The 24,800-nt window shown below is 73.4% G+C and carries 24 protein-coding genes, 3 pseudogenes and 1 riboswitch; of the genes and pseudogenes, 6 read left to right on the forward strand and 21 right to left on the reverse strand.

Annotation, left to right across the window (positions count from 1 at the left end; translation table 11 throughout):
- Positions 1-363: 363 nt before the first annotated feature.
- From AMK25_RS30515 to AMK25_RS30530, 4 genes are all read right to left on the reverse strand, one after another.
- On the reverse strand, positions 364-2,337 hold the full coding sequence (locus tag AMK25_RS30515; protein WP_073831823.1) for an acyl-CoA dehydrogenase family protein: 1,974 nt from the start codon (positions 2,335-2,337) through the stop codon (positions 364-366).
- Positions 2,338-2,445: 108 nt separating this feature from the next.
- Complete coding sequence (locus tag AMK25_RS30520) at positions 2,446-2,946, reverse strand: DUF6328 family protein (RefSeq protein ID WP_073831824.1); 501 nt, start codon at positions 2,944-2,946, stop codon at positions 2,446-2,448.
- A gap of 90 nt (positions 2,947-3,036) precedes the next feature.
- Positions 3,037-3,786 carry a sugar isomerase domain-containing protein gene (locus tag AMK25_RS30525; protein WP_073831825.1) on the reverse strand — a complete coding sequence of 250 codons (750 nt, stop codon included), beginning with the start codon at positions 3,784-3,786 and terminating at the stop codon, positions 3,037-3,039.
- A complete protein-coding gene (locus AMK25_RS30530; protein WP_198937724.1) occupies positions 3,783-4,619 on the reverse strand; it encodes an alpha/beta fold hydrolase in 837 nt (278 codons plus the stop codon). The genes AMK25_RS30525 and AMK25_RS30530 overlap by 4 nt, the downstream gene beginning before the upstream one ends.
- Before the next feature lie 76 nt (positions 4,620-4,695).
- A riboswitch (TPP riboswitch) is annotated at positions 4,696-4,802 on the forward strand.
- 75 nt (positions 4,803-4,877) lie between these two features.
- Between AMK25_RS30530 and AMK25_RS30535 the strand changes: the two genes are divergently transcribed.
- The 3 genes from AMK25_RS30535 to AMK25_RS30545 all read left to right on the forward strand — a co-directional run bounded on the left by AMK25_RS30535 (position 4,878) and on the right by AMK25_RS30545 (position 7,811).
- Complete coding sequence (locus tag AMK25_RS30535; RefSeq protein WP_073831827.1) at positions 4,878-5,468, forward strand: ECF transporter S component; 591 nt, start codon at positions 4,878-4,880, stop codon at positions 5,466-5,468.
- Positions 5,469-5,580: 112 nt separating this feature from the next.
- Positions 5,581-7,014, forward strand: coding sequence for an ABC transporter ATP-binding protein (locus AMK25_RS30540; protein WP_073831828.1), 1,434 nt, complete (start codon positions 5,581-5,583; stop codon positions 7,012-7,014).
- A complete protein-coding gene (locus AMK25_RS30545; protein ID WP_073831829.1) occupies positions 7,011-7,811 on the forward strand; it encodes an energy-coupling factor transporter transmembrane component T family protein in 801 nt (266 codons plus the stop codon). The genes AMK25_RS30540 and AMK25_RS30545 overlap by 4 nt, the downstream gene beginning before the upstream one ends.
- Positions 7,812-8,064: 253 nt before the next feature.
- On the opposite strand, the gene AMK25_RS30550 is transcribed toward AMK25_RS30545, so the two are convergent.
- On the reverse strand, positions 8,065-8,427 hold the full coding sequence (locus AMK25_RS30550) for a hypothetical protein (protein ID WP_073831830.1): 363 nt from the start codon (positions 8,425-8,427) through the stop codon (positions 8,065-8,067).
- A gap of 354 nt (positions 8,428-8,781) precedes the next feature.
- Here AMK25_RS30550 and gndA point away from each other — a divergent pair, with 354 nt between their 5' ends.
- Complete coding sequence (gene gndA, locus AMK25_RS30555; RefSeq protein WP_073831874.1) at positions 8,782-10,224, forward strand: NADP-dependent phosphogluconate dehydrogenase; 1,443 nt, start codon at positions 8,782-8,784, stop codon at positions 10,222-10,224.
- Positions 10,225-10,233: 9 nt separating this feature from the next.
- Here the strand turns inward: gndA and AMK25_RS30560 are convergent, their stop codons facing one another.
- From AMK25_RS30560 to recO, 4 genes are all read right to left on the reverse strand, one after another.
- On the reverse strand, positions 10,234-10,458 hold the full coding sequence (locus AMK25_RS30560; RefSeq protein WP_073831831.1) for a thioredoxin reductase: 225 nt from the start codon (positions 10,456-10,458) through the stop codon (positions 10,234-10,236).
- A gap of 122 nt (positions 10,459-10,580) precedes the next feature.
- Positions 10,581-10,766 carry a hypothetical protein gene (locus AMK25_RS30565; RefSeq protein ID WP_073831832.1) on the reverse strand — a complete coding sequence of 62 codons (186 nt, stop codon included), beginning with the start codon at positions 10,764-10,766 and terminating at the stop codon, positions 10,581-10,583.
- A gap of 68 nt (positions 10,767-10,834) precedes the next feature.
- Positions 10,835-11,611, reverse strand: a complete 777-nt coding sequence (locus AMK25_RS30570; protein WP_030274649.1) for an isoprenyl transferase — start codon at positions 11,609-11,611, stop codon at positions 10,835-10,837.
- 32 nt (positions 11,612-11,643) lie between these two features.
- Complete coding sequence (gene recO / locus AMK25_RS30575) at positions 11,644-12,516, reverse strand: DNA repair protein RecO (RefSeq protein WP_073831833.1); 873 nt, start codon at positions 12,514-12,516, stop codon at positions 11,644-11,646.
- Between the two features lie 102 nt (positions 12,517-12,618).
- Here recO and AMK25_RS30580 point away from each other — a divergent pair, with 102 nt between their 5' ends.
- The gene (locus AMK25_RS30580) at positions 12,619-13,398 is read left to right on the forward strand and encodes a DUF4097 family beta strand repeat-containing protein (RefSeq protein WP_073831834.1); all 780 of its coding nucleotides are present in this window, start codon (positions 12,619-12,621) and stop codon (positions 13,396-13,398) included.
- A 21-nt stretch (positions 13,399-13,419) separates the two neighbouring features.
- Here AMK25_RS30580 and AMK25_RS30585 read toward each other — a convergent pair whose 3' ends face one another.
- From AMK25_RS30585 to AMK25_RS30620, 10 genes and pseudogenes are all read right to left on the reverse strand, one after another.
- Positions 13,420-14,589 carry an acyltransferase family protein gene (locus AMK25_RS30585; RefSeq protein WP_073831835.1) on the reverse strand — a complete coding sequence of 390 codons (1,170 nt, stop codon included), beginning with the start codon at positions 14,587-14,589 and terminating at the stop codon, positions 13,420-13,422.
- Positions 14,590-14,737: 148 nt separating this feature from the next.
- On the reverse strand, positions 14,738-15,634 hold the full coding sequence (gene era / locus AMK25_RS30590; protein WP_073831836.1) for a GTPase Era: 897 nt from the start codon (positions 15,632-15,634) through the stop codon (positions 14,738-14,740).
- Entirely contained in the window at positions 15,631-16,017 is a 387-nt protein-coding gene (locus tag AMK25_RS30595) for a cytidine deaminase (protein ID WP_073831837.1), read from the reverse strand. Before AMK25_RS30595 ends, era begins: the two co-directional genes overlap by 4 nt.
- Positions 16,010-17,419 carry a hemolysin family protein gene (locus tag AMK25_RS30600; protein ID WP_198937727.1) on the reverse strand — a complete coding sequence of 470 codons (1,410 nt, stop codon included), beginning with the start codon at positions 17,417-17,419 and terminating at the stop codon, positions 16,010-16,012. The genes AMK25_RS30595 and AMK25_RS30600 overlap by 8 nt, the downstream gene beginning before the upstream one ends.
- Positions 17,395-17,868, reverse strand: coding sequence for an rRNA maturation RNase YbeY (gene ybeY, locus AMK25_RS30605; protein WP_073831839.1), 474 nt, complete (start codon positions 17,866-17,868; stop codon positions 17,395-17,397). The genes AMK25_RS30600 and ybeY overlap by 25 nt, the downstream gene beginning before the upstream one ends.
- Positions 17,869-17,906: 38 nt before the next feature.
- A pseudogene (locus AMK25_RS32905) lies at positions 17,907-18,269 on the reverse strand (PhoH family protein); the annotation flags it as partial.
- A 261-nt stretch (positions 18,270-18,530) separates the two neighbouring features.
- Positions 18,531-19,352 (reverse strand): annotated as a pseudogene (locus tag AMK25_RS33135) (LAGLIDADG family homing endonuclease); the annotation flags it as partial.
- Positions 19,341-20,036: pseudogene (locus AMK25_RS32915) on the reverse strand (PhoH family protein); the annotation flags it as partial. The pseudogenes AMK25_RS33135 and AMK25_RS32915, both read right to left, overlap by 12 nt.
- 134 nt (positions 20,037-20,170) lie before the next feature.
- A complete protein-coding gene (locus tag AMK25_RS30615) occupies positions 20,171-21,547 on the reverse strand; it encodes a serine hydrolase domain-containing protein (RefSeq protein WP_073831841.1) in 1,377 nt (458 codons plus the stop codon).
- Positions 21,544-21,888 carry a histidine triad nucleotide-binding protein gene (locus AMK25_RS30620; protein ID WP_073831842.1) on the reverse strand — a complete coding sequence of 115 codons (345 nt, stop codon included), beginning with the start codon at positions 21,886-21,888 and terminating at the stop codon, positions 21,544-21,546. Before AMK25_RS30620 ends, AMK25_RS30615 begins: the two co-directional genes overlap by 4 nt.
- A gap of 93 nt (positions 21,889-21,981) precedes the next feature.
- Here AMK25_RS30620 and AMK25_RS30625 point away from each other — a divergent pair, with 93 nt between their 5' ends.
- Entirely contained in the window at positions 21,982-22,743 is a 762-nt protein-coding gene (locus AMK25_RS30625; protein WP_073831843.1) for an SDR family NAD(P)-dependent oxidoreductase, read from the forward strand.
- Between the two features lie 106 nt (positions 22,744-22,849).
- Here the strand turns inward: AMK25_RS30625 and AMK25_RS30630 are convergent, their stop codons facing one another.
- Positions 22,850-23,584 carry a 16S rRNA (uracil(1498)-N(3))-methyltransferase gene (locus AMK25_RS30630; RefSeq protein WP_064448691.1) on the reverse strand — a complete coding sequence of 245 codons (735 nt, stop codon included), beginning with the start codon at positions 23,582-23,584 and terminating at the stop codon, positions 22,850-22,852.
- 1 nt (position 23,585) lies between these two features.
- A complete protein-coding gene (gene dnaJ, locus AMK25_RS30635) occupies positions 23,586-24,731 on the reverse strand; it encodes a molecular chaperone DnaJ (RefSeq protein WP_192900100.1) in 1,146 nt (381 codons plus the stop codon).
- Positions 24,732-24,800: the final 69 nt, after the last annotated feature.

A 24,800-nucleotide genomic window follows, 5' to 3' on the forward strand; every position in this document is an offset into this window, starting at 1 on the left:
CGTCACAAGACCCATATTTATGACTGAGAGTCATAACGCCGAAAGCAGAGTCCTTCCTCTGGCACCACGTGACACCGCGTAACGGGTCGCTGGCCCCGCCTGAGGACCGCCGGTCCGACGGCACGCCGCAGGTCCGGCACCACGGCCACGGGCCCGGGCCACGCCGCGACACCAGGAGGCCCGCTCCCCCGGTTCGGGAACGGAGACCGGTGGGGCGCGGCCGAAGTTCCTGCGCGGCCGGGCGGTCGCCGGACTCCGCGTGGACCGACGGACGGTGCCGTCCGCAGGCGCAGCGCGCCGGAACCCGGCACCGCACCGGCGGACGACGACCGCCGCGCGGGCGCGCCGAGGCGTAGCGGTTGGTCAGCCGGCCGGCGGGATGCGGCGGCGCACGTCCTCGGCGGTGGACGGGCCGGGCTCCCAGCGCGCCACCCACGGCAGGTCGGCGGGCGGCGTGAGGACGCCGTCCTCCAGCGAGGCGTACCGGCCGGCGACGATCCGCTTGGCGGCTGCCACGTCGACCGAGTCGGTGTTCGACCACAGGCCGGTGAACAGCTCGTCGACGCGCAGCCGGGCCTGACGGCAGAACAGGTCGGCCAGCTCGACGTTCTCCGGGTGCGCGTCCCGCTCGGCGTGGGCCCGGACGCAGACCGCGCTCATCGCGAACAGCTCCGCGCCGATGTCCACCACCCGGCCGAGGAACGCCTGCTTGCGCTCCATCTTTCCCTGCCACCGCGACATGGCGTAGAACGTCGACCGGGCCAGCTTGCGGGAGGTCCGCTCGACGTGGCGCAGGTGCCCGGCCAGCGGCCCGAACTCCTGGTACGCCCCGGGCGTCTGCCCCTTGCCGACGGCGAGCGTGGGCAGCCACTTCGCGTAGAAGGCGCCGGCCCGCGCGCCCGCCTTCGCCTTGCGGCCCAGCCCGGCGTCGGGGTCGATGATGTCGCCCGCCACCGACAGGTGCGCGTCGACCGCCTCGCGGGCGATCAGCAGGTGCATGATCTCGGTGGAGCCCTCGAAGATCCGGTTGATCCGCAGGTCGCGCAGGAGCTGCTCGACGGCGGCGGGCCGTTCGCCCCGGGCGGCGAGCGAGTCGGCCGTCTCGTACCCGCGTCCGCCGCGGATCTGGATCAGCTCGTCGGCGATCCGCCAGGCCATCTCGCTGGCGTAGAGCTTGACCAGCGCCGCCTCGATCCGGATGTCGTTGCGGTCGTCGTCGGCGAGCATGCAGGACAGGTCGAGCATGGACTCCATGCCGTACGTGGTGGCGGCGATGAACGACAGCTTCTTCGCCACCGCCTCGTGCTCGGCCACCGGGCGGCCCCACTGGACCCGGTCCGCCGCCCATTCCCGGGCCACGTTCAGCGCCCACTTCCCGGCGCCGACGCACATCGCCGGTAGCGAGAGACGGCCGGTGTTCAACGTGGTCAGCGCGATCTTCAGGCCCTTGCCCTCGCCACCGATCACGTTCTCGGCCGGCACGAACACGTCGTGGAACCGGGTGAGGCTGTTCTCCAGGCCGCGCAGCCCGACGAAGGAGTTGCGCCGCTCCACGGTGATGCCGTCGCTGTCGCCCTCCACCACGAACGCGGTGATGCCGCCGCGCCGCCCCTCGCCGGCCGGTACCCGGGCCATCACCACGAGCAGGGTGGCGAGCGTGCCGTTCGTGGCCCACAGCTTCACCCCGTTGAGCCGGTAGCCGGTGCCGTCGGCGGTGGGCTCGGCGATGGTGGCGAGCCGGGCCGGGTCGGAGCCGACGTCCGGCTCGGTGAGCAGGAACGCGGAGACCTCACCGGCGGCGAGCCGGGGCAGGAACCGTTCCTTCTGCTCGGGCGTGCCGAACATCTTCAGCGGCTGCGGCACGCCGATCGACTGGTGCGCGGAGAGCAGCGCGCTCACCGCCGGGTTCACCGAGCCGACGAGCATCAGCGCCCGGCAGTAGTGCAGGTTGCTCAGCCCGAGCCCGCCGTACTTCCGGTCGATCTTCATGCCGAACGCGCCGAGCCCGGCCAGGCCGTGGAACACCTCGTCCGGGATGCGGGCGTCCCGCTCGATCGCCTCGCCGTCCACCTCGGACCCCAGGTACGCGCGCAGCGCCCCGAGGAACTCGTCCGCGCGGGCCACGTCGGCCGGGTCGGGGCGGGGCCAGGGGTCGATCAGGTCGAGGCGGAAACGGCCGAGGAACAGCTCCTTGCCGAAGCTGGGCCGGTCCCAGGCCGACTCGCGGGCCGCCTCGGCGACCTGGCGGGCCTCCTTCTCGGTGACCTGGCCCGCCTCGGTGGGCAGCGGCCCCGCGCCGTCGGGGGACTCGGGCCGGCTGTTCTGTGTCGTGGTCACGGCTGCCTCCTCGTCGGTCCGGCTGCGTCGAGGCGCTCGACGAAAACGACGCTACCCCCGGGTGTTACCCAGGGGTAGCGCCGCGTGCACGTCCGATTTGGCGGACGGTCAGTCGGTCAGCGACTGAGGGCTGTCGTCCTCGTCGTCGATGTCGTCGTCGCCCCAGTTGCGGCGGCTGAACGGCAGGACCGCCCAGAAGATCAGGAACCAGACCCCGGTGAGCGCGCTGAGCAGGAACGCGATCGGCCGGTCCAGCACGAAGTCGCTGACCAGCAGGACCGAGCTGACCATCGCGATCAGCATGAAGGCCAGACCGCCGGTGGCCATCCGGTGGGCGAAGCGCACCAGTTCCGGCTTGCGTCCCTGGCGGAACAGCGCACGGTGGAACGCGACCGGAGAGATGATCATCGCGGCGGACGCGGCGGCGGTCAGCAGCGCCAGAATGTAGACGTCACGCTGGAACTCGGTGGTCCGGTCGAACCCGGCGCTGAACGGCAGCGTCAGCAGGAAGGCGAACAGGATCTGCACACCGGTCTGCGCGACCCGCAACTCCTGCAACAGATCGGCGAAGTTGCGCTGCCAGCGCTGCTTCTCGGATTCCTTCGACACTCGCGGACCTCCCCGGGAGACGGCACGGCCGGCGGGGAAACGCCCACCGGCGCACCGCCTGTGCCCCGTTAAGGCGATCGCGAAACCGCCTCAGGAGCCGCGGCGGATACGCCCCGCGTACCGTGCCTCCAGCTCGGCGTTGTGCTCGTCGCCGCCGGTGATGTTCGCGGACAGGTAGACCGGCGGACGCTCCCCCGCCGCGACCAGCCGGGCCACCACCTCGGCGACGATCTGCTGGGCCAGCAGCGCCGCGGTGATCGACGAGACCGCGCCCACCGCGCCGCCGCCCGGCAGCGGCAGCGTCGCGTCTCCGTACGGCGCGCCGTTGTCCAGCACCACGTCCGCGAAGTCGGCGAGCTTGCGGCCGGACGGGTGCCGCGAGGTCATCCGGCCCGAGTGCTGCGCCGAGGTGATCGCCACCAGCCCGTGCCCGCGTTCCTTCACGATGGACGCGAACTCGACCATCGCGCCGTTCACGCCCGAGTTCGAGGCCAGCACGAACACGTCCTGCGGGCGGATCGGCGCCAGCTCGTAGAGGCGGTGCGCCACCGCCGGGTCGCGTTCCAGCTTCGGGCCGAGCACGTCGGCCGGGTCGCCGCCGACCAGCACCAGGTCACGCAGCGCGATCCGGTTGGTGGGCACCAGGCCGCCGGCCCGCCCGGCGATCTCCATGGCCAGCGCCTCGGAGTGCCCGGTGCCGAACGCGTGCACCACTCCGTCGGCGCGCAGCGCCGCCGCGATCAGGTCGGCCGCGTCCGCGACGTTGCGCCGCTGCTCGGCGGCCACCCGGCCGATCGTCTCCGTCACCACCGCCAGGTACGCCTCGGCGCTCACCGTCATGCCTCCTCCGTTCCTGCGCACCGGGCGAGGATCGCCTCGGCCAGCGGGCCCGGCGCCTCGTCCGGGATCCAGTGGGTGACGCCGGGCAGCGTCACGAACCGGTAGTCGCCGGTGACGTGCGCGGCGCACGCCTGCGCGGCGGTCCGGCCGATCGCCACGTCCTTGTCGCTCCACACGAACGTGGTCGGCACCCCGACCGGGGCGACAGCCTTCATGTCCGCCCCGGTCATCGCCCGGTACCAGTTCAGCGCCGCCGTCAACGCCCCCGGCTCGCGCATCGGCTCGGCGTACCGGGCCACCGCGCCGGCGTCGCCCACCCCGCTGAGCAGCTTGCGCAGCGTGGCGCCGTTCCACGCCAGCAGCACCCGCTCCGCCGTACCGGGCTTGCGGAACAACGCGATGTAGGCGGACTTGATCTTCTGGCGGGGGTCGGTGGCGAGCGCGTGGCCCATCGCGGCCGGGTGCGGCACCGACACCGCTGTGAGCGTCCGCACCCGCTCCGGGTGCGCCGCCGCAAGGCCCCACGCGACGATCGCGCCCCAGTCGTGGCCGACCAGGTGCGCGCGGGTCACCCCGAGGGAGTCCAGCACGCCGGCCGCGTCGGCCACCAGCTCCGGAATCCGGTACGCCCCGACGTCCGCCGGCCGCGCGCCCGGCGAGTAGCCGCGCTGGTCGAGCGCGTACGTGCGCAGCCCGGCGGCGTGCAGCGCGGGCGTGACCGCGTCCCACTCGCCGGAGTGCTGCGGGAAGCCGTGCAGCAGCAGGACCGGGTCACCGCCCTCGGGGCCGCCGGCGCGTACCTCGAACGTCAGTCCCCGCGCATCCACCAGCATGATCGCCACCATACCGACACTCGCCCTGCTGGGCCGGTGCCCGTGGTCGGTGCTAGCGTCTGCGACGAGACAACTTCACATCCGACAGGGGAGCGCACAGCGCTGAGAGTGCGGGCCGGTGCCCGCAGACCCTCGAACCTGATCTGGGTAATGCCAGCGCAGGGAGTTCGGTCGACCTCCAGCCGCGTCGCCGTCCGGTGACCACCGGGCGCGGCGTGCGTCTTCTCCTGGTTCACCTCGACGAACTGGGAGCCAACCGTGAACCACACCGACAGCAATCGCTGGCGTACCGTCGACATCGTCGTCGCCTCGGTCATCGCCGTCGCCTTCGGCGTCGTGTTCTGGGCCTGGGGCCTGCTCTGGAGCGCCACCGACGCGGCGTTCGCGTTCTTCCCACCGGCGCAGGCGGTGCTCTACGGCGTGTGGCTGATCCCGGCGGTGCTCGCCGGCCTGATCATCCGCAAGCCGGGCGCCGCCCTGTACTGCGAGACGGTGGCCGCCATCATCTCCGCCCTGCTGGGCAGCCAGTGGGCGAGCATCGTGATCCTCCAGGGCCTGATGCAGGGCATCGGCGCCGAGCTGGCGTTCGCCGCGTTCCGGTACCGCTCGTTCAAGCTGCCGGTGGCGGTGCTGGCCGGCGCGCTGACCGGCCTCGGCGCGGCGATCTTCGACTTCGTCTACTGGAACAAGGCGTACGACTTCGCCTCCTACCGCCTCCCGTATGCGCTGATCACGATCGTCAGCGCCACGATCGTCGCCGGTCTGGGCGCGCACGTCCTCACCCGCGCGCTGGCGAACACCGGCGTCCTGGACCGCTTCCCCGCCGGCCGCGACCGCGCCCTGGTCTGAGGCTCGCCTCGCCCCGCCCCGGTGATCAAGGAGTTTGCGTCCGCCGGGCACGGTTTTCCGGACGCGAACTCCTTGATCACGCAGGCTGGGCCGGGAGAGGGGGTGGTGGGCGGTGAGCGGGGTGGTGCTGCGGGGGTTCGGGTGGCGGCACGGGGGGCGGAAACGCTGGGCTCTGCGCGGGGTGGATCTGCGCGTGGAGAGCGGCGAGCGGGTACTGCTGCTCGGGCCCTCCGGGGCCGGTAAGAGCACGCTGCTGGCGGCGCTGGCCGGCCTGCTGCCGGAGGACTCCGGCGAGCAGGAGGGCAGCGTCGAGATCGACGGGCTGGACCCGCGCAAGGCGCGGGAGCGCGTCGGCATCCTGTTCCAGGATCCGCAGACCCAGCTCGTCATGGCCCGCTCCGGTGACGACGTCGCGTTCGGGCTGGAGAACCGGGGCGTACCCGCCGGGGAGATCTGGCCCCGCGTCGACGAGGCACTGCACCGGGTCGGCTTCCCGTACCCCCGGGACCGCCCGACCGCCGCGCTCAGCGGCGGTGAGCAGCAGCGGCTCGCCCTGGCCGGCACGCTCGCGCTGCGCCCCGGGCTGCTGCTGCTCGACGAGCCCACCGCCAACCTCGACCCGGCCGGCGCCGCCCTGATCCGCCGGGCCGTCGCGAACGCGCTCGACGCGGACACCACGATGATCCTGGTCGAGCACCGGGTCACCGAGGCGTTGCCGCTGGTCGACCGCGTGGTGGTGCTGGAACCGGGCGGCGGGGTGCGCGCCGACGGGCCACCCGCTGCGGTCTTCGCCGCGCACGGCGACGCGCTGGCCGCCGCCGGGGTCTGGGTGCCCGGCCACGTCGCGCCACCCCGGCACGCCACCACGCCGCCCGGCGACGTGCTGCTCACCGCCGAGCGGCTCGGCCTGCCACCCCGGCTGGCCTCCACCGACCTCCGGGTACGCGCCGGCGAGGCGCTCGCCGTCCTCGGCCCCAACGGGGCCGGCAAGTCCACGCTGGCGCTGCTGCTGGGCGGCCTGCTGCGCCCCGGCACGGGGACCGTCACCGCGTCGGCGGAGCTGGCGGGGCGGGACGCGCGCACTCCCCCGTACCGCTGGCGGGCGCCCGCGCTGGTGCGCCGGATCGGTTCGGTGTTCCAGGACCCGGAGCACCAGTTCGTCACCGCCACCGTCCGCGACGAGCTGGCGCTCGGCCCGCGCCGCACCGGTCAGCCCGAGGCAGCGGTCCGCGCCACCGTGGACGCGCTGCTGGAGCGGCTGCGGCTGGACCGGCTGGCCGGCGCCAACCCGTACACCCTCTCGGGTGGCGAGGCGCGGCGGCTGAGCGTGGCGACGGCCCTGGCCACCGCGCCCCGCCTGCTGATCTGCGACGAGCCCACGTTCGGCCAGGACCGGCGCACCTGGCTGGAGCTGGTCGACCTGCTGGCCGAGCTGCGCGACGCGGGGCACGGCGTGGTCACGGTGACCCACGACGAGGACTTCGTCGCCGCGCTGGCCGACCGGGCGCTCACCCTGGACCGTCCCGCCGCCGGGGCGTCCTCGTGATCAACCTCGAACCGGTCGCCGCGCCGGGCGCCCCGCTGGCGCGGCGCAACCCGGTGGCGAAGCTGGCCGCCGCGATGGTGTTCACGCTGATCCTGGTGGCGACGCTCGATCCGGTGGCTCCGGCCGTCGCCATCGCCGTCGAACTCGCGGTGCTGCCGCTGTTCGGCGTCCGCTACCGGGTGCTGGCCCGCCGCGCCTGGCCGCTGCTCGCCGGTGCCGTCGGCATCCTGGTCACGCTGGTGCTCTTCGCCGCCGACCGTTCCGGCCCGGTCCTGCTCCAGGCCGGGCCGGTGCTGGTCACCGAAGGTGTGCTCGTCACGGCGCTGGGTCTGGTGCTCCGGATGCTGGCCGTCGCGCTGCCCGGCATCGTCGTGTTCGCCACCACCGACCCGACCGACCTGGCCGACGCGCTGATCCAGAACGCGAAGGCGCCCGCCCGGTTCGCCATCGGGGCGCTGGCCGCGTTCCGGATGGTGCCGCTGCTGGAGCAGGAGTGGCGGATGATCAGCATGGCTCGGCGGGCCCGCGGCGTGGACGCCGGCCGCAACCCGGTGGCGAAGCTGCGGCTGTTCGGGTCCACCGCGTTCACGCTGCTGGTGGGCGCGATCCGGCGCGGCACCCGGCTCGCCGTGGCGATGGACGCCCGGGGCTTCGACGCGGGCACGCCGCGCACCGTGGCCCGCCCGCAGCGCTTCACCGGCGCGGACACGCTGCTGATCGTGGGAGCGGCCCTCCTGGCCGCCGCCGCCCTGGCGACAAGCATCGCCCTGGGCACCTTCCGCCCCTTGATCGGCTGACCCCGCCCCTGTTCCCCCGCCGCCCCCGCCCCGCCCCGCCCTGCCCCGCCCTGCCCCGCCTCATTGATCATGAAGTTGACGGCACCGGTTGCCCGTTTTGTCGCCGCCAACCTCATGATCGACCGAGACTGGCGAAGATCTTGGTACGAGACGGCCCCCATAGGGGCCGAAATCGTCCAAGATCTCTGTGGTGCCGGCCGGGCCCGGGATGAGGCCTGCCCGGCGAGCGACCGGCTGGGAACGGGTTGGTCGGTCAGCTTCGGCGGAAGGCGTAGAACCGGGTCTGGCCGGCGCGCTGGCTACGGCCGCCGAGCCGGGCCTGCCGCCCTGCCGGCGGGCCCGATCTGGGCGGCGTCGCGGATGCGCCGGGCAGGACCGGCGTCTCCGGGAGCGACACCGATCCCGCGGCCACGGCGGGCACCCCCGCGCCGATGGCGGGCGACACCAACGGCGCAGTCGCGGTAGGCGGCGCCGCGTCCAGGGACACAGTGGGCGCCACCGGCTCCGCCGGGAGCACCATCGCGGGCGGCTCCACGGTGAGCGCGTCGAGCGCCGGCGGGGTCACCTGCGGCGAGGACTGCTTGCGGGACTTCTTCGGATTGCGCTTCGCGGGCATTCGCGGGCCTCCTGTGGTGCGGGCGCGCCGACCGGGACGCGCCGAGCGAGGGCTCCGGTGCGAACCGATCACGACAGACACCGCGACCGACGGTGGCGGGGAAGGGATGCGGACGCCCGGAGCAGGACGGGTCCACGGCACTGGCGGCGGTGGACCGGGCTCGGAGGTGGGGCGTCACTTACGCATGCCGTAACGCTATCCCGCCGACCGGCCGCCCCGCACCCGAATTACCGCGACCATCCCGCGGGACGTACGGCCACCCACCGGTCACGCCCTGTGGACACCGTGGCCCACTTCCTCGACGACCGCGATACCGTCGCAGCACGGCAGTACGGACGAGAGGTGGCGGTACGCATGGCAGAGCAGGCGACGGCGCAGATCGGGGTCACCGGTCTGGCGGTGATGGGCCGCAACCTGGCCCGGAACCTGGCCCGCAACGGCTTCGCCGTGGCGGTGCACAACCGATCGCCGGAACGTACCCGCACGTTGGTCGCCGAGCACGGCGACGAGGGCACGTTCGTGCCGTCGGAGTCGCTCGCGGACTTCGTCGGCTCGCTGGAGCGGCCCCGCGCGGTGATCGTGATGGTCAAGGCCGGCGCGCCCACCGACGCGGTGATCGACGAGCTGGTCCCGCTGCTGGAGGAGGGCGACATCGTCGTCGACTGCGGCAACGCGCACTTCGCCGACACCCGCCGCCGCGAGGAGGCGCTGCGCGAGCACGGGCTGCACTTCGTCGGCACCGGCGTGTCCGGCGGCGAGGAGGGCGCGCTGCTCGGCCCGAGCATCATGCCGGGCGGTTCGGCGGAGTCGTACCGCAAGCTGGGGCCGATCTTCGAAAAGATCGCCGCGCACGTGGACGGCGAGCCCTGCTGCCGGCACGTCGGGCCGGACGGCGCGGGCCACTTCGTGAAGATGGTGCACAACGGCATCGAGTACGCCGACATGCAGCTCATCGCCGAGGCGTACGACCTGTTGCGGGCCGGTCTGTCAGCGAGCCCCGCGGAGATCGCGGAGATCTTCCGGGAGTGGAACGCCGGCGAGCTGGGGTCGTTCCTCATCGAGATCACCGCCGACGTGCTCGGCCACACCGACGCGGCCACCGGTCAGGCGTTCGTGGACGTGGTGCTCGACCAGGCCGAGCAGAAGGGCACCGGCCGCTGGACCGTGCAGAGCGCGCTCGACCTGGGCATTCCGATCACCGGCATCGCCGAGGCCACGTTCGCCCGGTCGCTGTCCGGCCACGCCGACCAGCGCGAGGCCGCCCGCCGGGTGTTCGCCGACGCGGGCGACAAGTGGCAGGTGGACGACCGGGACGCGTTCGTCGAGGACGTGCGCCGCGCACTGCTGGCCAGCAAGATCGTCGCGTACGCGCAGGGGTTCGACCACATCCGCGCGGGCAGCCGGGAGTACGACTGGAACATCGACCTGGGCGGCACGGCCACCATCTGGCGGGGCGGCTGCATCATCCGGGCCGGTTTCCTGGACCGGATCCGGGAGGCGTACGACGCGGAGCCGGACCTGGCGACGCTGCTGGTCGCGCCGTGGTTCGCCGAGCGGGTCAGCGCCGGCGTACCGGCCTGGCGACGGGTGGTGGCCGACGCGGCCCGGGCGGGCGTGCCGGCGCCGGCCTTCGGGTCGTCGCTGGCCTACTTCGACGCGCTGCGGGCACAGCGGCTGCCGGCCGCGCTGATCCAGGGGCTGCGGGACAACTTCGGCGCGCACACCTACCACCGGGTGGACCGGGACGGCTCGTTCCACACGCTCTGGGCGGGTGACCGCTCCGAAGTGGAGGCGTGAACCCCGCGCTCACCAGGCTCGCGGGGCGTGCGGGTCGGGTGCCCAGCCGGCGGCCGGCTCGCCTGCCGCCAGTTCGCCGATCTCGCCGGAGCGGACCGCCGGGGTGTGCCCCAGCTCGGCGCACCACCGCTGCGCCACGTCGGCGCACAGCGCGGCGACCGCGTCCCGGCGGGTCGCCTCCACCAGGTCGGCGGCGGCCAGGGCAGCCGTCATCTCGTACCGGAGCTCGCGCATCCTCCACCCCCGTGGCGGGCGCACACCCGGCGGCGCGCCCTGCGCCGATCGTAGAGCGGAACGCCCCGCGCCCGGCCGGAAAGCCGGATGCGGGGCGTACCGGTCGGGCCGGACGTCGCAGGTCAGAAGAACCGGCGGCGCTTGGCCTTCTGCGGCCGGACCAGGTCGGCGCCCTTGGTCAGCAGACGGCTCACCCCGGACGGGCCGCGACGGGCCTCCAGGGTGTGGCTGAGCCGACGCGCGCCGGCCGCCGCCAGCGGCACGGCGACCGCCATGACCGCCCACTGCGCGATCCGCTTCTGAATCATGTGGTTCACCTCCGCGTTAGCTGTCTACCGTTACCGGTACCCAGCGCGGCGCGTCGGTAAGCCTGCCCTCAGGCGCCCGGGGCCACCGGGTTGGGCAGGGCGCCGCCGAAGCGCCGGTCGCGCTGGGCGTACAGCTCGCAGGCGTACCAGAGGTGGCGGCGGTCGAAGTCGGGCCAGAGCGTGTCCAGGTAGACCAGTTCGGCGTACGCGGTCTGCCAGAGCAGGAAGTTGGAGATGCGCTGCTCGCCGGAGGGGCGCAGGAACAGGTCGACCTCGGGCACCTCGGGGTGGTAGAGGTACCGCGCCACCGTCTTCTCGTTCACCTTGGCCGGGTCGAGCCTGCCGGCGGCGACGTCGCGGGCGATCCCGGCGGCGGCGTCGGCGATCTCCGCCTGACCGCCGTAGTTGACGCAGAACTGCAGCGTCAGCGTCGAGTTGCCGCGCGACATCTCCTCGGCGGTCTGCAGCTCGGAGATGACGCTCTTCCACAGCCGGCCCGCGCGACCCGACCAGACCACCCGGACACCGAGGTCGACGAGCTGGTCCCGGCGGCGGCGGATGACGTCGCGGTTGAAGCCCATCAGGAAGCGGACCTCGTCCGGCGAGCGCCGCCAGTTCTCGGTGGAGAACGCGTACGCCGACAGGTAGGGAATCCCCATCTCGATCGCGCCCTCGACGGCGTCGAACAGGCTGTGCTCGCCCTGCTCGTGGCCCTTGGTGCGGGGCAGGCCGCGCTCCTTGGCCCAGCGGCCGTTGCCGTCCATCACGATGGCGACGTGCCGGGGCACCGCCGCGGGCGGCAGCGCTGGCGGGCGGGCGCCGGACGGGTGCGGGGTCGGCGGCACCGGCTCGCGGCGGGTCGCCCTCGTCGATCGGATCACTCGGTCATCTCCCTGTTCACACCGGCGACGGGCCCGGCGCCGGAGCGCGGCGGGACCACATCCGGCCCCGCGCCGCCGGGCGACGGGACCGCGCCGGACGCCGGGGTGCCCCGGTCGACCAGCGGCAGCGAGCGTAGCGCGCGTTCCAGATGCCACTGGAGGTGCGCCGCGACCAGCCCGCTGCACTCGCGGCGCACGCCGGTCTCGGCCGCGTCGGCGTACCCCCAGTCGCCGGAGGTCAGCGCGGACATCAGCTCCAGCGTCGCGGGCGCGGGGTGGGCGGCGCCGGGGGGCCGGCAGTCCGGGCAGACCGCGCCGCCGGCCGGTACGGAGAACGCGCGGTGCCGGCCCGGCTCGCCGCAGACGGCGCAGGCGGCGAGCGCCGGCGCCCAGCCGGCGAACGCCATCCCGCGCAGCAGGTACGCGTCGAGCACCAGCGTGGTGGCGTGTTCGCCGCGGGCCAGCGACTTCATCGCGCCGAGCGTGAGCTGGAACAACCGCAGCGACGGCTCGCGCTCGATCGGGGTGAGCCGCTCGGCGGTCTCGGCGATCGCGCTGGCCGCCGTGTAGCGGGGGTAGTCGCCGAGGAACCGTTTGCCGTACAGCTCGATCGCCTCGACCTGGCTGACGGTGTGCAGGGAGCTGCCCTGGTTGCCCTTGGGGTCACCGGCGAGCTGGAGGTCGACGTGCCCGAACGGCTCCAGCCGGGCGCCGAACCGGCTCATGGTGCGCCGCACGCCCCGGGCCACCGCGCGCAACCGGCCGTGCCGGCGGGTGAACAGCGTGATGATCCGGTCGGACTCGCCCAGCTTCTGCACACGCAGCACCACCGCGTCGTCGCGGTAGAGCTGTCGGCGGTACCCGGCCATCAGGCCATTCTCCCTCCGGGTGCGATCTCAGGGTCGGCTCGGGGTGGACCGTCGGGCGATCCCCGATGTGCCGGCCGCCCGGGCGGCCCTACTGTGCTGGCCATGGCTTCGCTCCGCACCGCGGTGGCCGCGACCGCTGCCGCCACGCTCATCGTTCTCTCCGGGTGTGACACCCTCTCGTTCCGCCGGCTCGACTACGACCACACCGAGCAGGCGAAGATCACCCGGATCAGCGTGACGGAAGACGGCGCCGGGGACGTCGTGGTCCGGGCCAACGGCCCGGCCGACCAGGTACGGATCAAGCGCGTCGTCCGCTACCAGGGCGACGAGCCGACCAGCCGGTACGAGATCAAGGGCGACGAACTCGTGCTGCCCACCGACTGCGGCCACCGGTGCAGCATCTCCTGGGAGGTGACCGCCCCGCCCGGCGTGACGGTGAAGGGCGGGACCGCCTCGGGCAACGTCGACCTCACCGACGTCGGGGCGGTGGAGTTCACGCTCAGCTCCGGCGATCTGACGATCCGGGGCGTCACCGGCGAGGTCCGCGCGTCCACCACGTCGGGCAACATCCGGGTGGTCGAGGCGGCCGGCCCGGTGCGGCTGCGGGCCCGCTCGGGCGACATCGAGGCCCGCCGGCTCGCCTCCGCCGTCGACGCGGAGACCACCTCCGGCAGCATCGTCGTCGAGCTGGACCAGCCGGCTCCGGCCCGGGTGCACGCCACGAGCGGAGACGTCGACCTGTCCGTACCGGCCGGCCGCTACCGGGTGCGCGCCACCGCCACGTCCGGCGACAAGGACGTCCGCGTCACCGACGACCCGGCCGCGTCGGTGCAGCTCGAAGCGTCCACCACGAGCGGCAACGTCACGGTCAGCACTCGCTGAGCCGGGGGGGCGTCCGGTCGCTCAGTCGCCGCCGGGGGTGTCCCGCCGGTTCGCCGCGCGGCCGTCGTCCCTGTCCTCGGCCGCGCGGCGCGGCGCGGGGACCCGGGCGCCGGCGCCCACCAGCCCGTCCTGGGCGCCGGCGGGAGCCGGGCTGGCCGGGGCGGTCGCCGCCGGATCGGCCACGGTCCGCCGTGGCTTGCCGGGGAGCAGTTCCGGGGTACGCCGGGCGGCCACGTCCTCGACCCAGCCGACCATCAGCGTCACCACGCCGACCAGCGCGAAGACCAGCCCCACCCGCAGCCACAGGCCGACCGGGTCGCGCGGCGACCAGCCGACCAGGCCGACGAGCGGGGTGAGCGCCACCACGAACGGCATGTGCCAGAGGTAGATGGTCAGCGCGCGCCGGTTCACCACCGTCACCGCGCGGCCGAGCGCCGGCACGCGGTCGACCCAGGTCACCCCGACCGGCGCCCGGCCGATCGCCACCAGGATGAACGCGGCCGACCAGAGCGCGTTGCCCAGCGGGATGTCGTTGATGTCGTACCCCCGGGGGCCGGGGTGGGTGACGATCCAGGCCAGGCCGGCGGCGCCGACGGCGGCGGCCACCGGCAGCAGCACCCGGTTGCGCATCCGGCGCAGCAGCCCGTCGTGGTGGGCGAAGCCGAGCAGCCAGGCGCCGAAGTAGAGGCCGAACTCGCGCAGCACCGTCGGCGGGTTCGCCAGGATGCCGGCCTCGATGGCGACCAGGAGCACGTACGGGGCGGCGAGCGTGGGCAGCGGCGCCCGGCGGAACAGCCACAGCACGAGCGGCGAGGCGAGCACGAACCACAGGTAGTCCCGCAGGTACCAGATCGGGCTGAGCGCCAGGCCGCCCCAGTAGTTGGCCGGCGGGTCACTGATCGGGAAGAGCCAGAGCAGCACCTTCGGGCTGAACGGCAGCCCGGTGAGCAGCATGGCCGGCACGAAGACGGCGGCGACCACCCACAGCGACGGCAGCAGCCGGCGCAGCCGCCGCCCGACCGAGCCCACCCCGCTGCGGTCCAGCGACGCGGCCATCAGCGACCCGGCCAGGGCGAACATCACCGACATCGCCGGGAACACCAGCGTGAGCGTGGCGTAACCGGTGACGTGGTACGTGACGACGCGGAGGATGGCCAGGAAGCGCAGCAGGTCGAGATAGCGGTTTCGCATCAGCTCGCGGCGGGGTCCGGGGGCAGAGACAATGGTCCCTACCCTGCTCCTGGACGACGCCAAACAACCACAGACACCTATGGAAAGTGAGATGTCCCATAGGTCTGACTGATCCTGATCACCTGTCGCCGGGTGGCCCGGCCGCGGCTCAGAAGCCGAGCTTGCGCAGCTGCTTCGGGTCGCGCTGCCAGTCCTTCGCCACGCGCACGTGCAGGTCGAGATAGACCCGGGTGCCGAGCAACTCCTCGATCTGCCGGCGGGCGGTGGTGCCGACGTGCTTGAGGCGGCTGCCCCGGTGGCCGATGACGATGGCCTTCTGGCTCGACCGCTCGACGTACACGTCGGCGTAGATCTTGGTGAGGTTGCCCTCCGGGATCATCTCCTCGACCACCACCGCGATGGAGTGCGGCAGCTCGTCGCGTACGCCCTCCAGCGCCGCCTCGCGGACCAGCTCCGCCACGAGCACCTGCTCCGGGTCGTCGGTGAGCATGTCGTCCGGATAGAGCTGCGGTGACTCCGGCAGATAACCGGTCATCACGTCGACGAGCGTGTCGACCTGATGCCCGGACACGGCGCTGACCGGCACCACCGCGGCGAACTCGCCCAGCTCGCTCACCGCGAGCAACTGCTCGGCCAGCCGCTTCTTGTCGACCAGGTCGGTCTTGGTGACCACCGCCAGCACGGTGGCCTTCAGGCTGGCCAGCTCGCCGGTGATGAAACGGTCGCCCCGGCCGACCGGCTCGTTCGCCGGCACGCACAGGCCGATCACGTCGACCTCGCTCCAGGTCTCCCGGACCAGGTCGTTGAGGCGCTCGCCGAGCAGCGTCCGGGGGCGGTGCAGGCCCGGGGTGTCCACGAGCACGAGCTGCGAGTCCGGCCGGTGCAGCACCGCCCGGATGATGTGCCGGGTGGTCTGCGGCTTGCTCGAGGTGATCGCGATCTTGGTGCCGACGATCGCGTTCGTCAGCGTCGACTTGCCGGCGTTCGGCCGCCCCACGAAACAGGCGAAACCGGCCCGGTAGGGACGCGCCTCGGGCGTGGTCACTCGACCACCGTGCCGAGGACGGCGCCGTCCGGCGCGGCCACGTGGATCGGCGCGTCGGCGGACAGGTCCCGTACCGCCGCGTGCCCCGCCCCGTCCAGCGTCGACGCCTCGGTCACCACCACAGCGGCCTCCAGCCGGCTCGCGCCCGCCGCCACCGCCGAGGCGACAGCCAACTGGAGCGCGGTGAGCGTCAACGACGGCAGCGCGACGCTCGCCGCCGCGTACGTCCGGCCGTCCTGGTCGCGGACCGCGGCGCCCTCCACTGCGGCCACCCGGCCCCGCGCGCCCCGGGCCAGGACGACGAGCTTGGCGTCCTCGGCGCTCAGCTCGGCCGGATCGGCGGGGGTGGGCAGGGCGGCGGGCACGGCGGGTGACTCAGGCATCGGCGGATTGCCTCTCCTCGGAACGGTTGTTGTCGCCACGGGAATCGGGCGGGTCGTGTCGGTTCGTGCCCTCCGGCGCGTCGCCCCGGTCGACCCGGCTCACCAGAACCGTGTCGATCCGGTTGCGCCGGCCGGTGGTGCCCTCGGCCATCAGCCGCAGGCCGGCCACCTCGGCCTCGGCGCCCGGGATGGGCACCCGGCCGAGCGCCTGGGCCAGCAGGCCACCGACCGTCTCCACCTCGTCGGTGGGCAGCTCGGTGTCGAACAGCTCGCCCAGATTCTCCACCGGCAGCCGCGCGGTCACCCGCACGGCCCCGTCCGCCAGGTGCTCGACCGGCGGGCGCTCGACATCGTACTCGTCGGTGATCTCCCCGACGATCTCCTCCAGGATGTCCTCGATGGTGACCAGCCCACCGGTGCCGCCGTACTCGTCGACGACGATGACCAGGTGGTTGCGGGCCGCCTGCATCTCCGAGAGCAGGTCGTCCACCGGCTTGGACTCCGGCACGAACGTGGCCGGGCGCATCAGCTCGGCCACCGGCATCTGCCGGGCCTCCTGGTCGCCCTGGACCCGCCGGATCAGGTCCTTGAGATAGAGCACACCGAGCACGTCGTCGACGTTCTCGCCGATCACCGGGATGCGGCTGAACCCGGAGCGCAGGAACAGCGCCAGCGCCTGGGCGAGCGTCTTGCGCTCCTCGATCCACACCATCTCGGTACGCGGCACCATCACCTCCCGGGCGATGGTGTCGCCGAGCGCGAAGACCGAGTGGATCATCTGGCGTTCGCCGTGCTCCACGACGCCGCGCTGCTCGGCCAGGTCGACCAGTTCGCGCAGCTCCACCTGGGTCGCGAACGGGCCCTCCCGGAAACCCTTACCCGGGGTGACCGCGTTGCCGATCAGGATCAGCAGCGACGCCAGCGGGTTGAGCGCGCGGCCCAGCCAGCGCACCAGCGGCGCGACCGCCCGGCCGACCGCGTACGCGTGCTGGCGGCCGATCGTGCGCGGCCCGACCCCGACCACCACGAAGCTCACCACCGTCATCGCGCCGGCGGTCACCAGCGCCGCCCGCCAGCCCGCGCCGAACGTGTCCACAGCCACCAGCGCGACGAGCGTGGTGGCTGTCAGCTCGGCCAGCAGACGCAGCAGGAGCAGCAGGTTCAGATGGCGGACCACGTCACCGGCCACCACCTGGAGCGCCCGCCCGCCGCGCGCTCCGTCCCGGGTCATCTCCGCGGCGCGGGCCGGGGAGACAGCTGCGAGCGCCGCCTCGGTCATCGCGATCAGGCCGGCGAGCACCACCAGCCCGGCGGCGAACACCAGGAGTTGAAGATCGGGCAGGCCGGCGGGCGCGCGGACCGCCGCCAAGGCGTCCATCACCGCGACCGGGTCGACCGCCAGCTGGCCAGCAGCCGGGCCTGGAGACCGAACATCTCCCGCTCCTCCTCGGGCTCGGCGTGGTCGTAACCGAGCAGGTGCAGCACGCCGTGCACGGTGAGCAGGTGCAGCTCGTCGGCCGCCGAGTGCCCGGCCACGGCGGCCTGCTTGGCCGCCACCTCCGGGCAGAGCACGATGTCGCCGAGCAGGGCCGGCTCACCGCCGGCCGGGGCGCTCTCGCCCGGCCCGTGGTCGACGCTGCCCTCGTCCATGGGGAAGGCGAGCACGTCGGTCGGGCCGTCGCCGCCCATCCAGCGGTGGTTCAGCTCCGTCATGTACTCGATGTCGACGAGCAGCACGGACAGCTCGGCGAGGGGGTTGACCCCCATCTCGTCGAGGGCGTGCCGCGCGACGGCGAGCACGGCGTCGGTGTCGACCTCGACACCCGACTCGTTGGCGATCTCGATGGACAACTGTCTTCCTCTGGTGGTGTGACGGCTTGCGCCGGTGGTCAGCGGCGCCGGCCGGCCCGGCCGCCCTGGGCGGTCCGCCCGGGTACGGCGTGCACGCTCTGGGCCTGCTGGTTCTCCCGCTCGGCGTCCCAGCGGGCGTACGCGTCGACGATCTCGCCCACCAGCTTGTGGCGGACCACGTCGGAGCTGGAGAGCTGGGCGAAGTGCACGTCCTCGACGTTGTTCAGGATCTCCCGGACCACCCGCAGGCCGCTCGTCGTCCCGCCGGGAAGGTCCACCTGGGTGACGTCACCGGTGACGACGATCTTGGAGCCGAAGCCGAGCCGGGTGAGGAACATCTTCATCTGCTCGGGCGTGGTGTTCTGCGCCTCGTCCAGGATGATGAACGCGTCGTTGAGGGTGTTGTGGGTCACCAGGAAGTCGTCGGTGACGTAGAGCGAGTCCTCCGCCGCGACCTGGATGCACATCGTCTCCCGCACCCCGGCCGGGATGATCGAGTCGATGAACCGCATCGGCCGGCCACCGCCGTGCTCGTCGTAGAGCCGGCGCTTGCGCGACAGACGGAACGGCGCGACACCGGCGGGCAGCCGGATCTCCACGACGTAAGTGTCGGACCGGTACGGAACCGGCCGGCCCTTCGCCAGACCGGGCTTGCGTCCCTCGGCCGGACGAACCCGCGCCGTGGCCACCCCTCCGAGCGACTCGACCAGGTGGACCACGTCGTCGCACAACCGGGGGGAAGTGGTCGAGTACTGCACACGGCACGTGCGCCCGGCCTGGGTGACCGGCCCGCCGTCGGTGTCCAGCAGCCCTTGCAGGACCGCCAGCCGGACGCCGACGCTGTTGTTCTTGTAGACCTCGGGGACGAACTTCGTGCCCGAGGTGGTTCCGGCCAGCCCCAACTCCCGGATGGCAACCGTGACCGGGTTGGCCACGATCACACCGCCGCGGTGCCCGTTGACGTGCCGGAGGACGTAGTCGTAGTCACCCTTGCGGACAAGTTGGATGTCGACGAGCGCCTCCTCCAGCGCGGTCGCCAACTCCGGGTCGGCGGTGCAGAAGGCCGGCGTGGTGCGGCACGAGATCGCGCCGTCGCCGAGCAGCAGCCCGAGCGCGTACGGGTCGAGCGGAACCGCCCGCGGCTCCATCTGCACCGGCGCGACGAGCGGGAGTTCGTAGCGACGGGTGTGGCCTCGCCACTCCTTGCCGATCATCTCCTGCGTCTCGATCGTGCGCCGTCGGCCGCGACGCTTGTCGTCCGGAGTGGCTACGGTCCACAGGTGCTCGCCGCAGCAGAGCGTGGACGCGCCGTCCTGCGTGGTGACCCGGTAGGTCTGCTTCGGCCCCTGGGGGTAGATGCCGATCACCGGTGTGGGCGTCCCGTTCGAGCCGATGACCAGGTCACCGACCTGGAGCGAGCCGAACGGCCGGAAGCCCTCCGGGGTCAGCACCCGGGCGTCGTACGGCTGGGCCCGCCCGCGCATGTATGCCAGCGGCGCGACCTCGATCGTCCCGGCGGCCATCAGCTTCGGGATTGTCTCCGGGTCGAGCATGTCGTGCAGCGCGTCGTAGAGCGGGCGCAGGTACGGGTCGATCTTCTCGTTCAGAGTGCCGGGCAGGAAGCCGAGCCGCTCCCCCGCCTCGACCGCCGGACGGGTCAGGATGATCCGGTTGACCTGCTTGGCCTGCAGCGCCTGCACGGCCTTCGCCATGGCCAGGTAGGTCTTGCCGGTACCGGCCGGGCCGATGCCGAAGACGATGGTGTGCGCGTCGATCGCGTCGACGTACTTCTTCTGCCCGAGCGTCTTGGGACGGATGGTGCGGCCGCGCCGGGAGAGGATGTTGAGCGTCAGGACCTCGGCGGGCCGCTCGGCGCCGCCCTGCTCGAGCATGCCGACGGTACGCCGTACGGCGTCTGTGGTCAGGGTCTCGCCTTTCTCGATCAGTTCGAGGAGTTCACTGAAGAGACGCTCGGCGAGGGCGTTGTCGGCGGGCGCGCCGGTGATGGTGATCTCGTTGCCGCGCACGTGGACGTCGCTGTTGACCGAGCGTTCGACGAGTCGCAGGATCTCGTCGCCCGCGCCGAGCAGGTTCACCATGATCTTCTGGTCTCCGACCGTGATCCTGGTCTGCACGCGCGGCGTGCCGGGAGGTGGGGTGCCGGTCATAGGTCGGGCCGTCGGGCCCTGCGCCACCTGCTCTCCGCTTCTCGGTGCCGGGCCCTGCTGGCGCGGCGTACGGTTACCTCCCATCGTATCGGGTCGGCACCGCGCACACCGCGCCCATTTCCGGCGCTCGGCGATCAGTCACCGACGCGGAAGTCGTACCCGTCGAAGGTCTCCTGGCGGCGGGTGAAGCGGTAGGTCGCCCAGTGCATCCGGACCACCACGCCGCGCTCGTCGCGCGTCAGCCGCAGCAGCTCCCCCACCTCGCGGCCGGAGACCGTGCGGAACACGTCCGGCCGGTCCGGCAGCGGCGCGAACACCGCGGGCGGCTTCCCGGCCGGGTCGTCCGCGCCCCGGGCCCGCAGCGTCCCGTCGTGCCAGGAGAAGACGTACTCGAAACCCTCGCCCCACCAGCGGCCCAGCATGCCGCGCAGGTGCGCCGGGGCGGGCGGGCCGGGACGCCACGGCTCGATCTCCGCCGGGTCGTGCTCGGCGGCGGCGGCGAGCAGCCGGTGCACCAGGTCGAACACCTCCACGCCGGTGCCGGACGAGCCGAGCACCGCGGCGCCCATCGCCCCGGCGGTGCCCTGCCCGCCGCGCCGCCCGTAGACGGCGGCCAGGAATCCGGGCATCGCGCCGTCGTGCCCCACGTGGGTCACCCGCTCCGGCTGCGGGACCAGGATCAGCCCGAGACCGAAACCGGCCGCCCAGAGCGACTCGTCGGTGGTGGTCAGCGGCCAGCGCATCTCCTCGACGGTGGCCGCGGCGAGCACCGTGCCGTCCGGGTCGAGCGCCGCCGGGTCGGCCAGGAACGCGGCCCAGCGGGCCATGTCCGGCGCGGTGCTCCACAGCTGCGCGGCCGGCGCCACCGCGCCGAAGTCGGCGGGTGGCTCCGGGCGGGCCTCGTCGGAGTACGCGTCGACCAGGAACCCGGTCGCAGCCCGCTCGGTCGGGTGCGTGTAGGTGGCGGTCAGCCCGAGCGGGGCGAGGACCCGGTCGGCCAGCACCTCGGCCCAGGTGCCGCCCCGGAGCCGGGCGGCCATCTCGCCCAGCAGCGCCATGCCGAGGTTGGAGTAGTGGAAGCGCCGCCCGGTGGGCAGCACCCGCTCGACCCGGGCCAGGTCGGCCAGCAACTCCTCGACGGCCGGGGCGCGCAGGCTGTCCCACACGTCGCCGTGGGGCTCGCGTTGCAGGCCGGCGGTGTGCGACAGCAGCCGGCGTACGGTCAGCTCGCCGTGCGCGGCCAGGTCGAGGTGCCGCCCGATCGGGTCGTCCAGGTCGAGCAGGCCGTCGTCTCGGCACTGCATGACCAGCGCCGCCGTGAAGGTCTTGGTGACCGAGCCGATCCGGAACACCGTCTCCGGCCCGAGCGCGGTCTCGTTGCCGGTGTCGCCCACGGCGCAGGTCCAGAGCGGCCGGTCGGCGCGGTGCAGGGCGGCCGACACCGCCGGGATGCGCCCGGTGGCCTGCGCCTGGCGCACCATCCGGCCGAGCCGGTCCGGGACGTCGGTCATCGGCAGAGCATCGGTCCGAGCGGCGCGCCGCCGAGCAGGTGGGCGTGCACGTGGAAGACCTCCTGGCCGCCGTACGGCCCGGTGTTGAACATGAGCCGGAACCCGTCGACGGTCAGGCCCTCCTCCTCGGCCACCACGGCGGCGGTCTGGAGCACCTCACCGGCCAGCTCGGGCGCGCCCTGGGCCAGCGTGGCCACGTCCACGTAGTGCTCCTTCGGGATCACCAGCACGTGGGTGGGCGCCTTCGGGTCGATGTCCCGGAAGGCGAGGGTGGTGGCGGTCTCGCGGACGATGGTGGCCGGGATCTCCCCGGCGACGATCCGGCAGAACAGGCAGTCCATCGCAGCAGTGTAAGGAGGGGCCCCCGCTTAACGCCTCCGGCATCGGAAGGGGCCCTTCTTAACACCCCGGGCCGGTGCGGCAGGATGGCCGCCATGTCGGGACGGGCAGTGCTGGTGACGGGGGCCTCGCGGGGCATCGGGCGGGCGGTGGCGAGGGCGTTCGCCGCAGGTGGAGACCGGGTGGCGATCCACCACCGGGACTCGGCCGAGCTGGCCGAGCGGCTGCGCGCCGAACTGCCGGGCGACGAACACGTCGTGGTCCGCGCCGACCTGGCCGACCCCGACGCCGTACGCGCCATGGTGGACGAGGCGGCCCAGCGGCTCGGCGGCCTCGACGTGCTGGTCAACAACGCGGGCGTGTTCGGGCCGGCCGATCCCCCGCACCCGGTCTTCGAGAGCAGCTACGAGCAGTGGCGGGCGCGGTGGCGGGAGGTGCTCGACACCAACCTGGTCGGCGCGGCGAACGCGGCCTGGTGCGCAGCGCAGCACATGCGGGAACGCGGGGGCCGGATCGTCAACGTCTCGTCCCGGGGCGCGTTCCGGGGCGAGCCGGCCAACCCGGCGTACGGGGCCAGCAAGGCCGGGATGAACGCGATGGCCCAGTCGCTCGCGGTGGCCCTGGCCCCGTACGGCATCGCCGTGGCGTGCGTGGCGCCCGGCTTCGTCGAGACCGACATGACCAACGAGCACCTGAAGAGCGAGCGGGGCGAGGCGGTACGCGCGCAGTCCCCGTTCCACCGGGTGGCCCGGCCGGAGGAGATCGCCGCGGCGGTGCACTGGCTGGCGAGCCCCGAGGCCGAGTGGGCGTCAGGCACCATCATCGACCTGAACGGCGCCTCCTACCTCCGCTCCTGACGCCGCTCTCCCCCGCGATCTTGCACTTTCGGCCCCGGCGAAGCACCGCAAAAGGGACGCAACCCGGGCCGCAACTGCAAGATCAGCGCGCACACCAGAAGAGGGCTTACCAGTGGGTCAGGCGGGTGGCCAGGACTGTGAGGGCGGCGACGCCTGCTGTGGACGTGCGCAGGACGGACGGGCCCAGGCGGACCGTGCGGGCGCCCGCCTCGGCGAACGTAGCAAGCTCGTGGTCGGCGATCCCGCCCTCCGGGCCGACCACCAGGACGATCTCCCCGGCCGTCGGCAGGTCTACTGTGGTCAGCCGGTCCTGCGCGCCCTCGTGCAGCACGAACGCGGCGGCCGCGCCGGCGATCCGGCGGGCCACAGTCGCGGTGGACTCGTCCGGGGCACCGGCCACCACCGGCAGCCACGGGCGGCGGGCCTGCTTGGCTGCCTCCCGGGCGGTGGCCACCCACTTCTGGCGGGCCCGTACGCCCCGGTCGCCGCGCCACTGCGCCACCGAGCGGGACGCCGCCCAGGGCACGATCTCGTCCACCCCGACCTCGGTCATCGCCTGCACCGCCAGTTCACCCCGGTCGCCCTTGGCGATGCCCTGCACCACGACCAGCCGGGGGACGGGCGCGTCCGCGTACCCCCGGCTGGTGACGCGCAGGTCGAGCGTGCCCCGGCCGACGGCGGTGACCACCGCGGCGGCGGTGCCGCCCCGGCCGTCGGCGAGCAGCAGTTCCTCACCGGCGCGCAGCCGCTGCACGGTGGCCGCGTGATGGCCCTCCGGGCCGTCCAGCGTCAGCGTGTCACCGGTGGGCAGCGCCTCGACCAGGAACAGCGGGGCGGACACCTCAGGCGTGCCCGTTGAAGGCGTCGCGCATCCGGGAGAAGAAGCCGCCCTGCTTGCTCAGCTCGGCGACCTCCTCGCCGCGGGTCTTGGCGAAGTCGCGCAGCATCCGCTCCTGGTCGGCGTCGAGCTTGGTCGGGGTACGCACGTCAAGGTGCACGTAGAGGTCGCCCCGGCCGGTGCCGCGCAGGTGCGGTACGCCCCGGGCGCGCAGCCGCAGCGTGCTGCCGGGCTGGGTGCCGGGCTTGACGTCGACAGCTTCCTCGCTGTCGAGCGTCTTGATGGTCAGCCGGGTGCCGAGCGCGGCGGCGGTCATCGGCACGGTGACCCGGCAGTGCAGGTCGTCGCCCTTGCGGGAGTAGACGTCGTGCGGCCGCTCGTGGATCTCCACGTAGAGGTCGCCGGCGGTGCCACCACCCGGGCCGACCTCGCCCTGCTGGGCCAGGCGGATCCGCATGCCGTCCTCGACGCCGGCCGGAATCTTGACGGTCAGCGAGCGGCGGGTACGCACCCGGCCCTCACCGGCGCAGGTCGGGCAGGGGTGCGGGATGGTGGTGCCGTAGCCCTGGCAGACGGTGCACGGGCGGGCGGAGACCACCTGGCCGAGGAACGTGCGCTGCACCGACTGCACCTCGCCCCGGCCACCGCACGCCTCGCAGGTGGCCAGGTGGGTGCCGGCGGCGGTGCCGGCGCCGGAGCAGGTGGTGCAGAGCACCGCGGTGTCGACGGTGATCGGCGCCTCGACGCCGAACGCGGTCTCGTTGAGGTCCAGTTCCAGGCGCAGGATCGCGTCCGCGCCGGGCCGGGTGCGCGGCCGGGGACCCCGGCTGCCGCCCGCCGCGCCGCCGAAGAACGCGTCCATGATGTCCTGGAAGCCGACGAACGGACCGGCGCCGCCGGGCCCGCCCGGGCCGCCCATGCCACCGCCGCCGGGGGCGAGCGGGTCGCCGCCGAGGTCGACGATCTGCCGTTTCCGGTCGTCCGAGAGGACCTCGTACGCGGCGTTGATGTCCTTGAACTTCTCCTGGGCCTCCGGGTCCGGATTGACGTCCGGGTGGTACTGCCGCGCCAGCTTGCGGTAGGCGCGCTTGATCTCGTCGTCGGAGGCGTCCCGGCTCACACCGAGAATGCCGTAGTAGTCCCTGGCCACTGCGTTAGGTGTCCTCATGTTCGTCTCGCGTCGCTCCGGTCGTCGGCCGCAACCGGCCGTCGGCCCTGA

The sequence above is a fragment of the Micromonospora sp. TSRI0369 genome, from assembly GCF_001905625.1.
In the GTDB taxonomy this organism is placed as follows: domain Bacteria; phylum Actinomycetota; class Actinomycetes; order Mycobacteriales; family Micromonosporaceae; genus Micromonospora; species Micromonospora echinospora_A.

Excerpts from the sequence above, each read along its gene's own strand:
- AMK25_RS30565 (WP_073831832.1), bottom strand. The coding sequence starts at position 10,766 with ATGATTCAGAAGCGGATCGCGCAGTGGGCGGTCATGGCGGTCGCCGTG.
- AMK25_RS30580 (WP_073831834.1), top strand. The coding sequence starts at position 12,619 with ATGGCTTCGCTCCGCACCGCGGTGGCCGCGACCGCTGCCGCCACGCTC.
- AMK25_RS30560 (WP_073831831.1), bottom strand. The coding sequence starts at position 10,458 with ATGCGCGAGCTCCGGTACGAGATGACGGCTGCCCTGGCCGCCGCCGAC.
- AMK25_RS30525 (WP_073831825.1), bottom strand. The coding sequence starts at position 3,786 with ATGACGGTGAGCGCCGAGGCGTACCTGGCGGTGGTGACGGAGACGATC.
- AMK25_RS30620 (WP_073831842.1), bottom strand. The coding sequence starts at position 21,888 with ATGGACTGCCTGTTCTGCCGGATCGTCGCCGGGGAGATCCCGGCCACC.
- gndA (WP_073831874.1), top strand. The coding sequence starts at position 8,782 with ATGGCAGAGCAGGCGACGGCGCAGATCGGGGTCACCGGTCTGGCGGTG.
- AMK25_RS30585 (WP_073831835.1), bottom strand. The coding sequence starts at position 14,589 with ATGCGAAACCGCTATCTCGACCTGCTGCGCTTCCTGGCCATCCTCCGC.
- AMK25_RS30625 (WP_073831843.1), top strand. The coding sequence starts at position 21,982 with ATGTCGGGACGGGCAGTGCTGGTGACGGGGGCCTCGCGGGGCATCGGG.
- AMK25_RS30595 (WP_073831837.1), bottom strand. The coding sequence starts at position 16,017 with ATGCCTGAGTCACCCGCCGTGCCCGCCGCCCTGCCCACCCCCGCCGAT.
- recO (WP_073831833.1), bottom strand. The coding sequence starts at position 12,516 with ATGGCCGGGTACCGCCGACAGCTCTACCGCGACGACGCGGTGGTGCTG.
- AMK25_RS30615 (WP_073831841.1), bottom strand. The coding sequence starts at position 21,547 with ATGACCGACGTCCCGGACCGGCTCGGCCGGATGGTGCGCCAGGCGCAG.
- AMK25_RS30530 (WP_198937724.1), bottom strand. The coding sequence starts at position 4,619 with ATGCTGGTGGATGCGCGGGGACTGACGTTCGAGGTACGCGCCGGCGGC.
- AMK25_RS30550 (WP_073831830.1), bottom strand. The coding sequence starts at position 8,427 with ATGCCCGCGAAGCGCAATCCGAAGAAGTCCCGCAAGCAGTCCTCGCCG.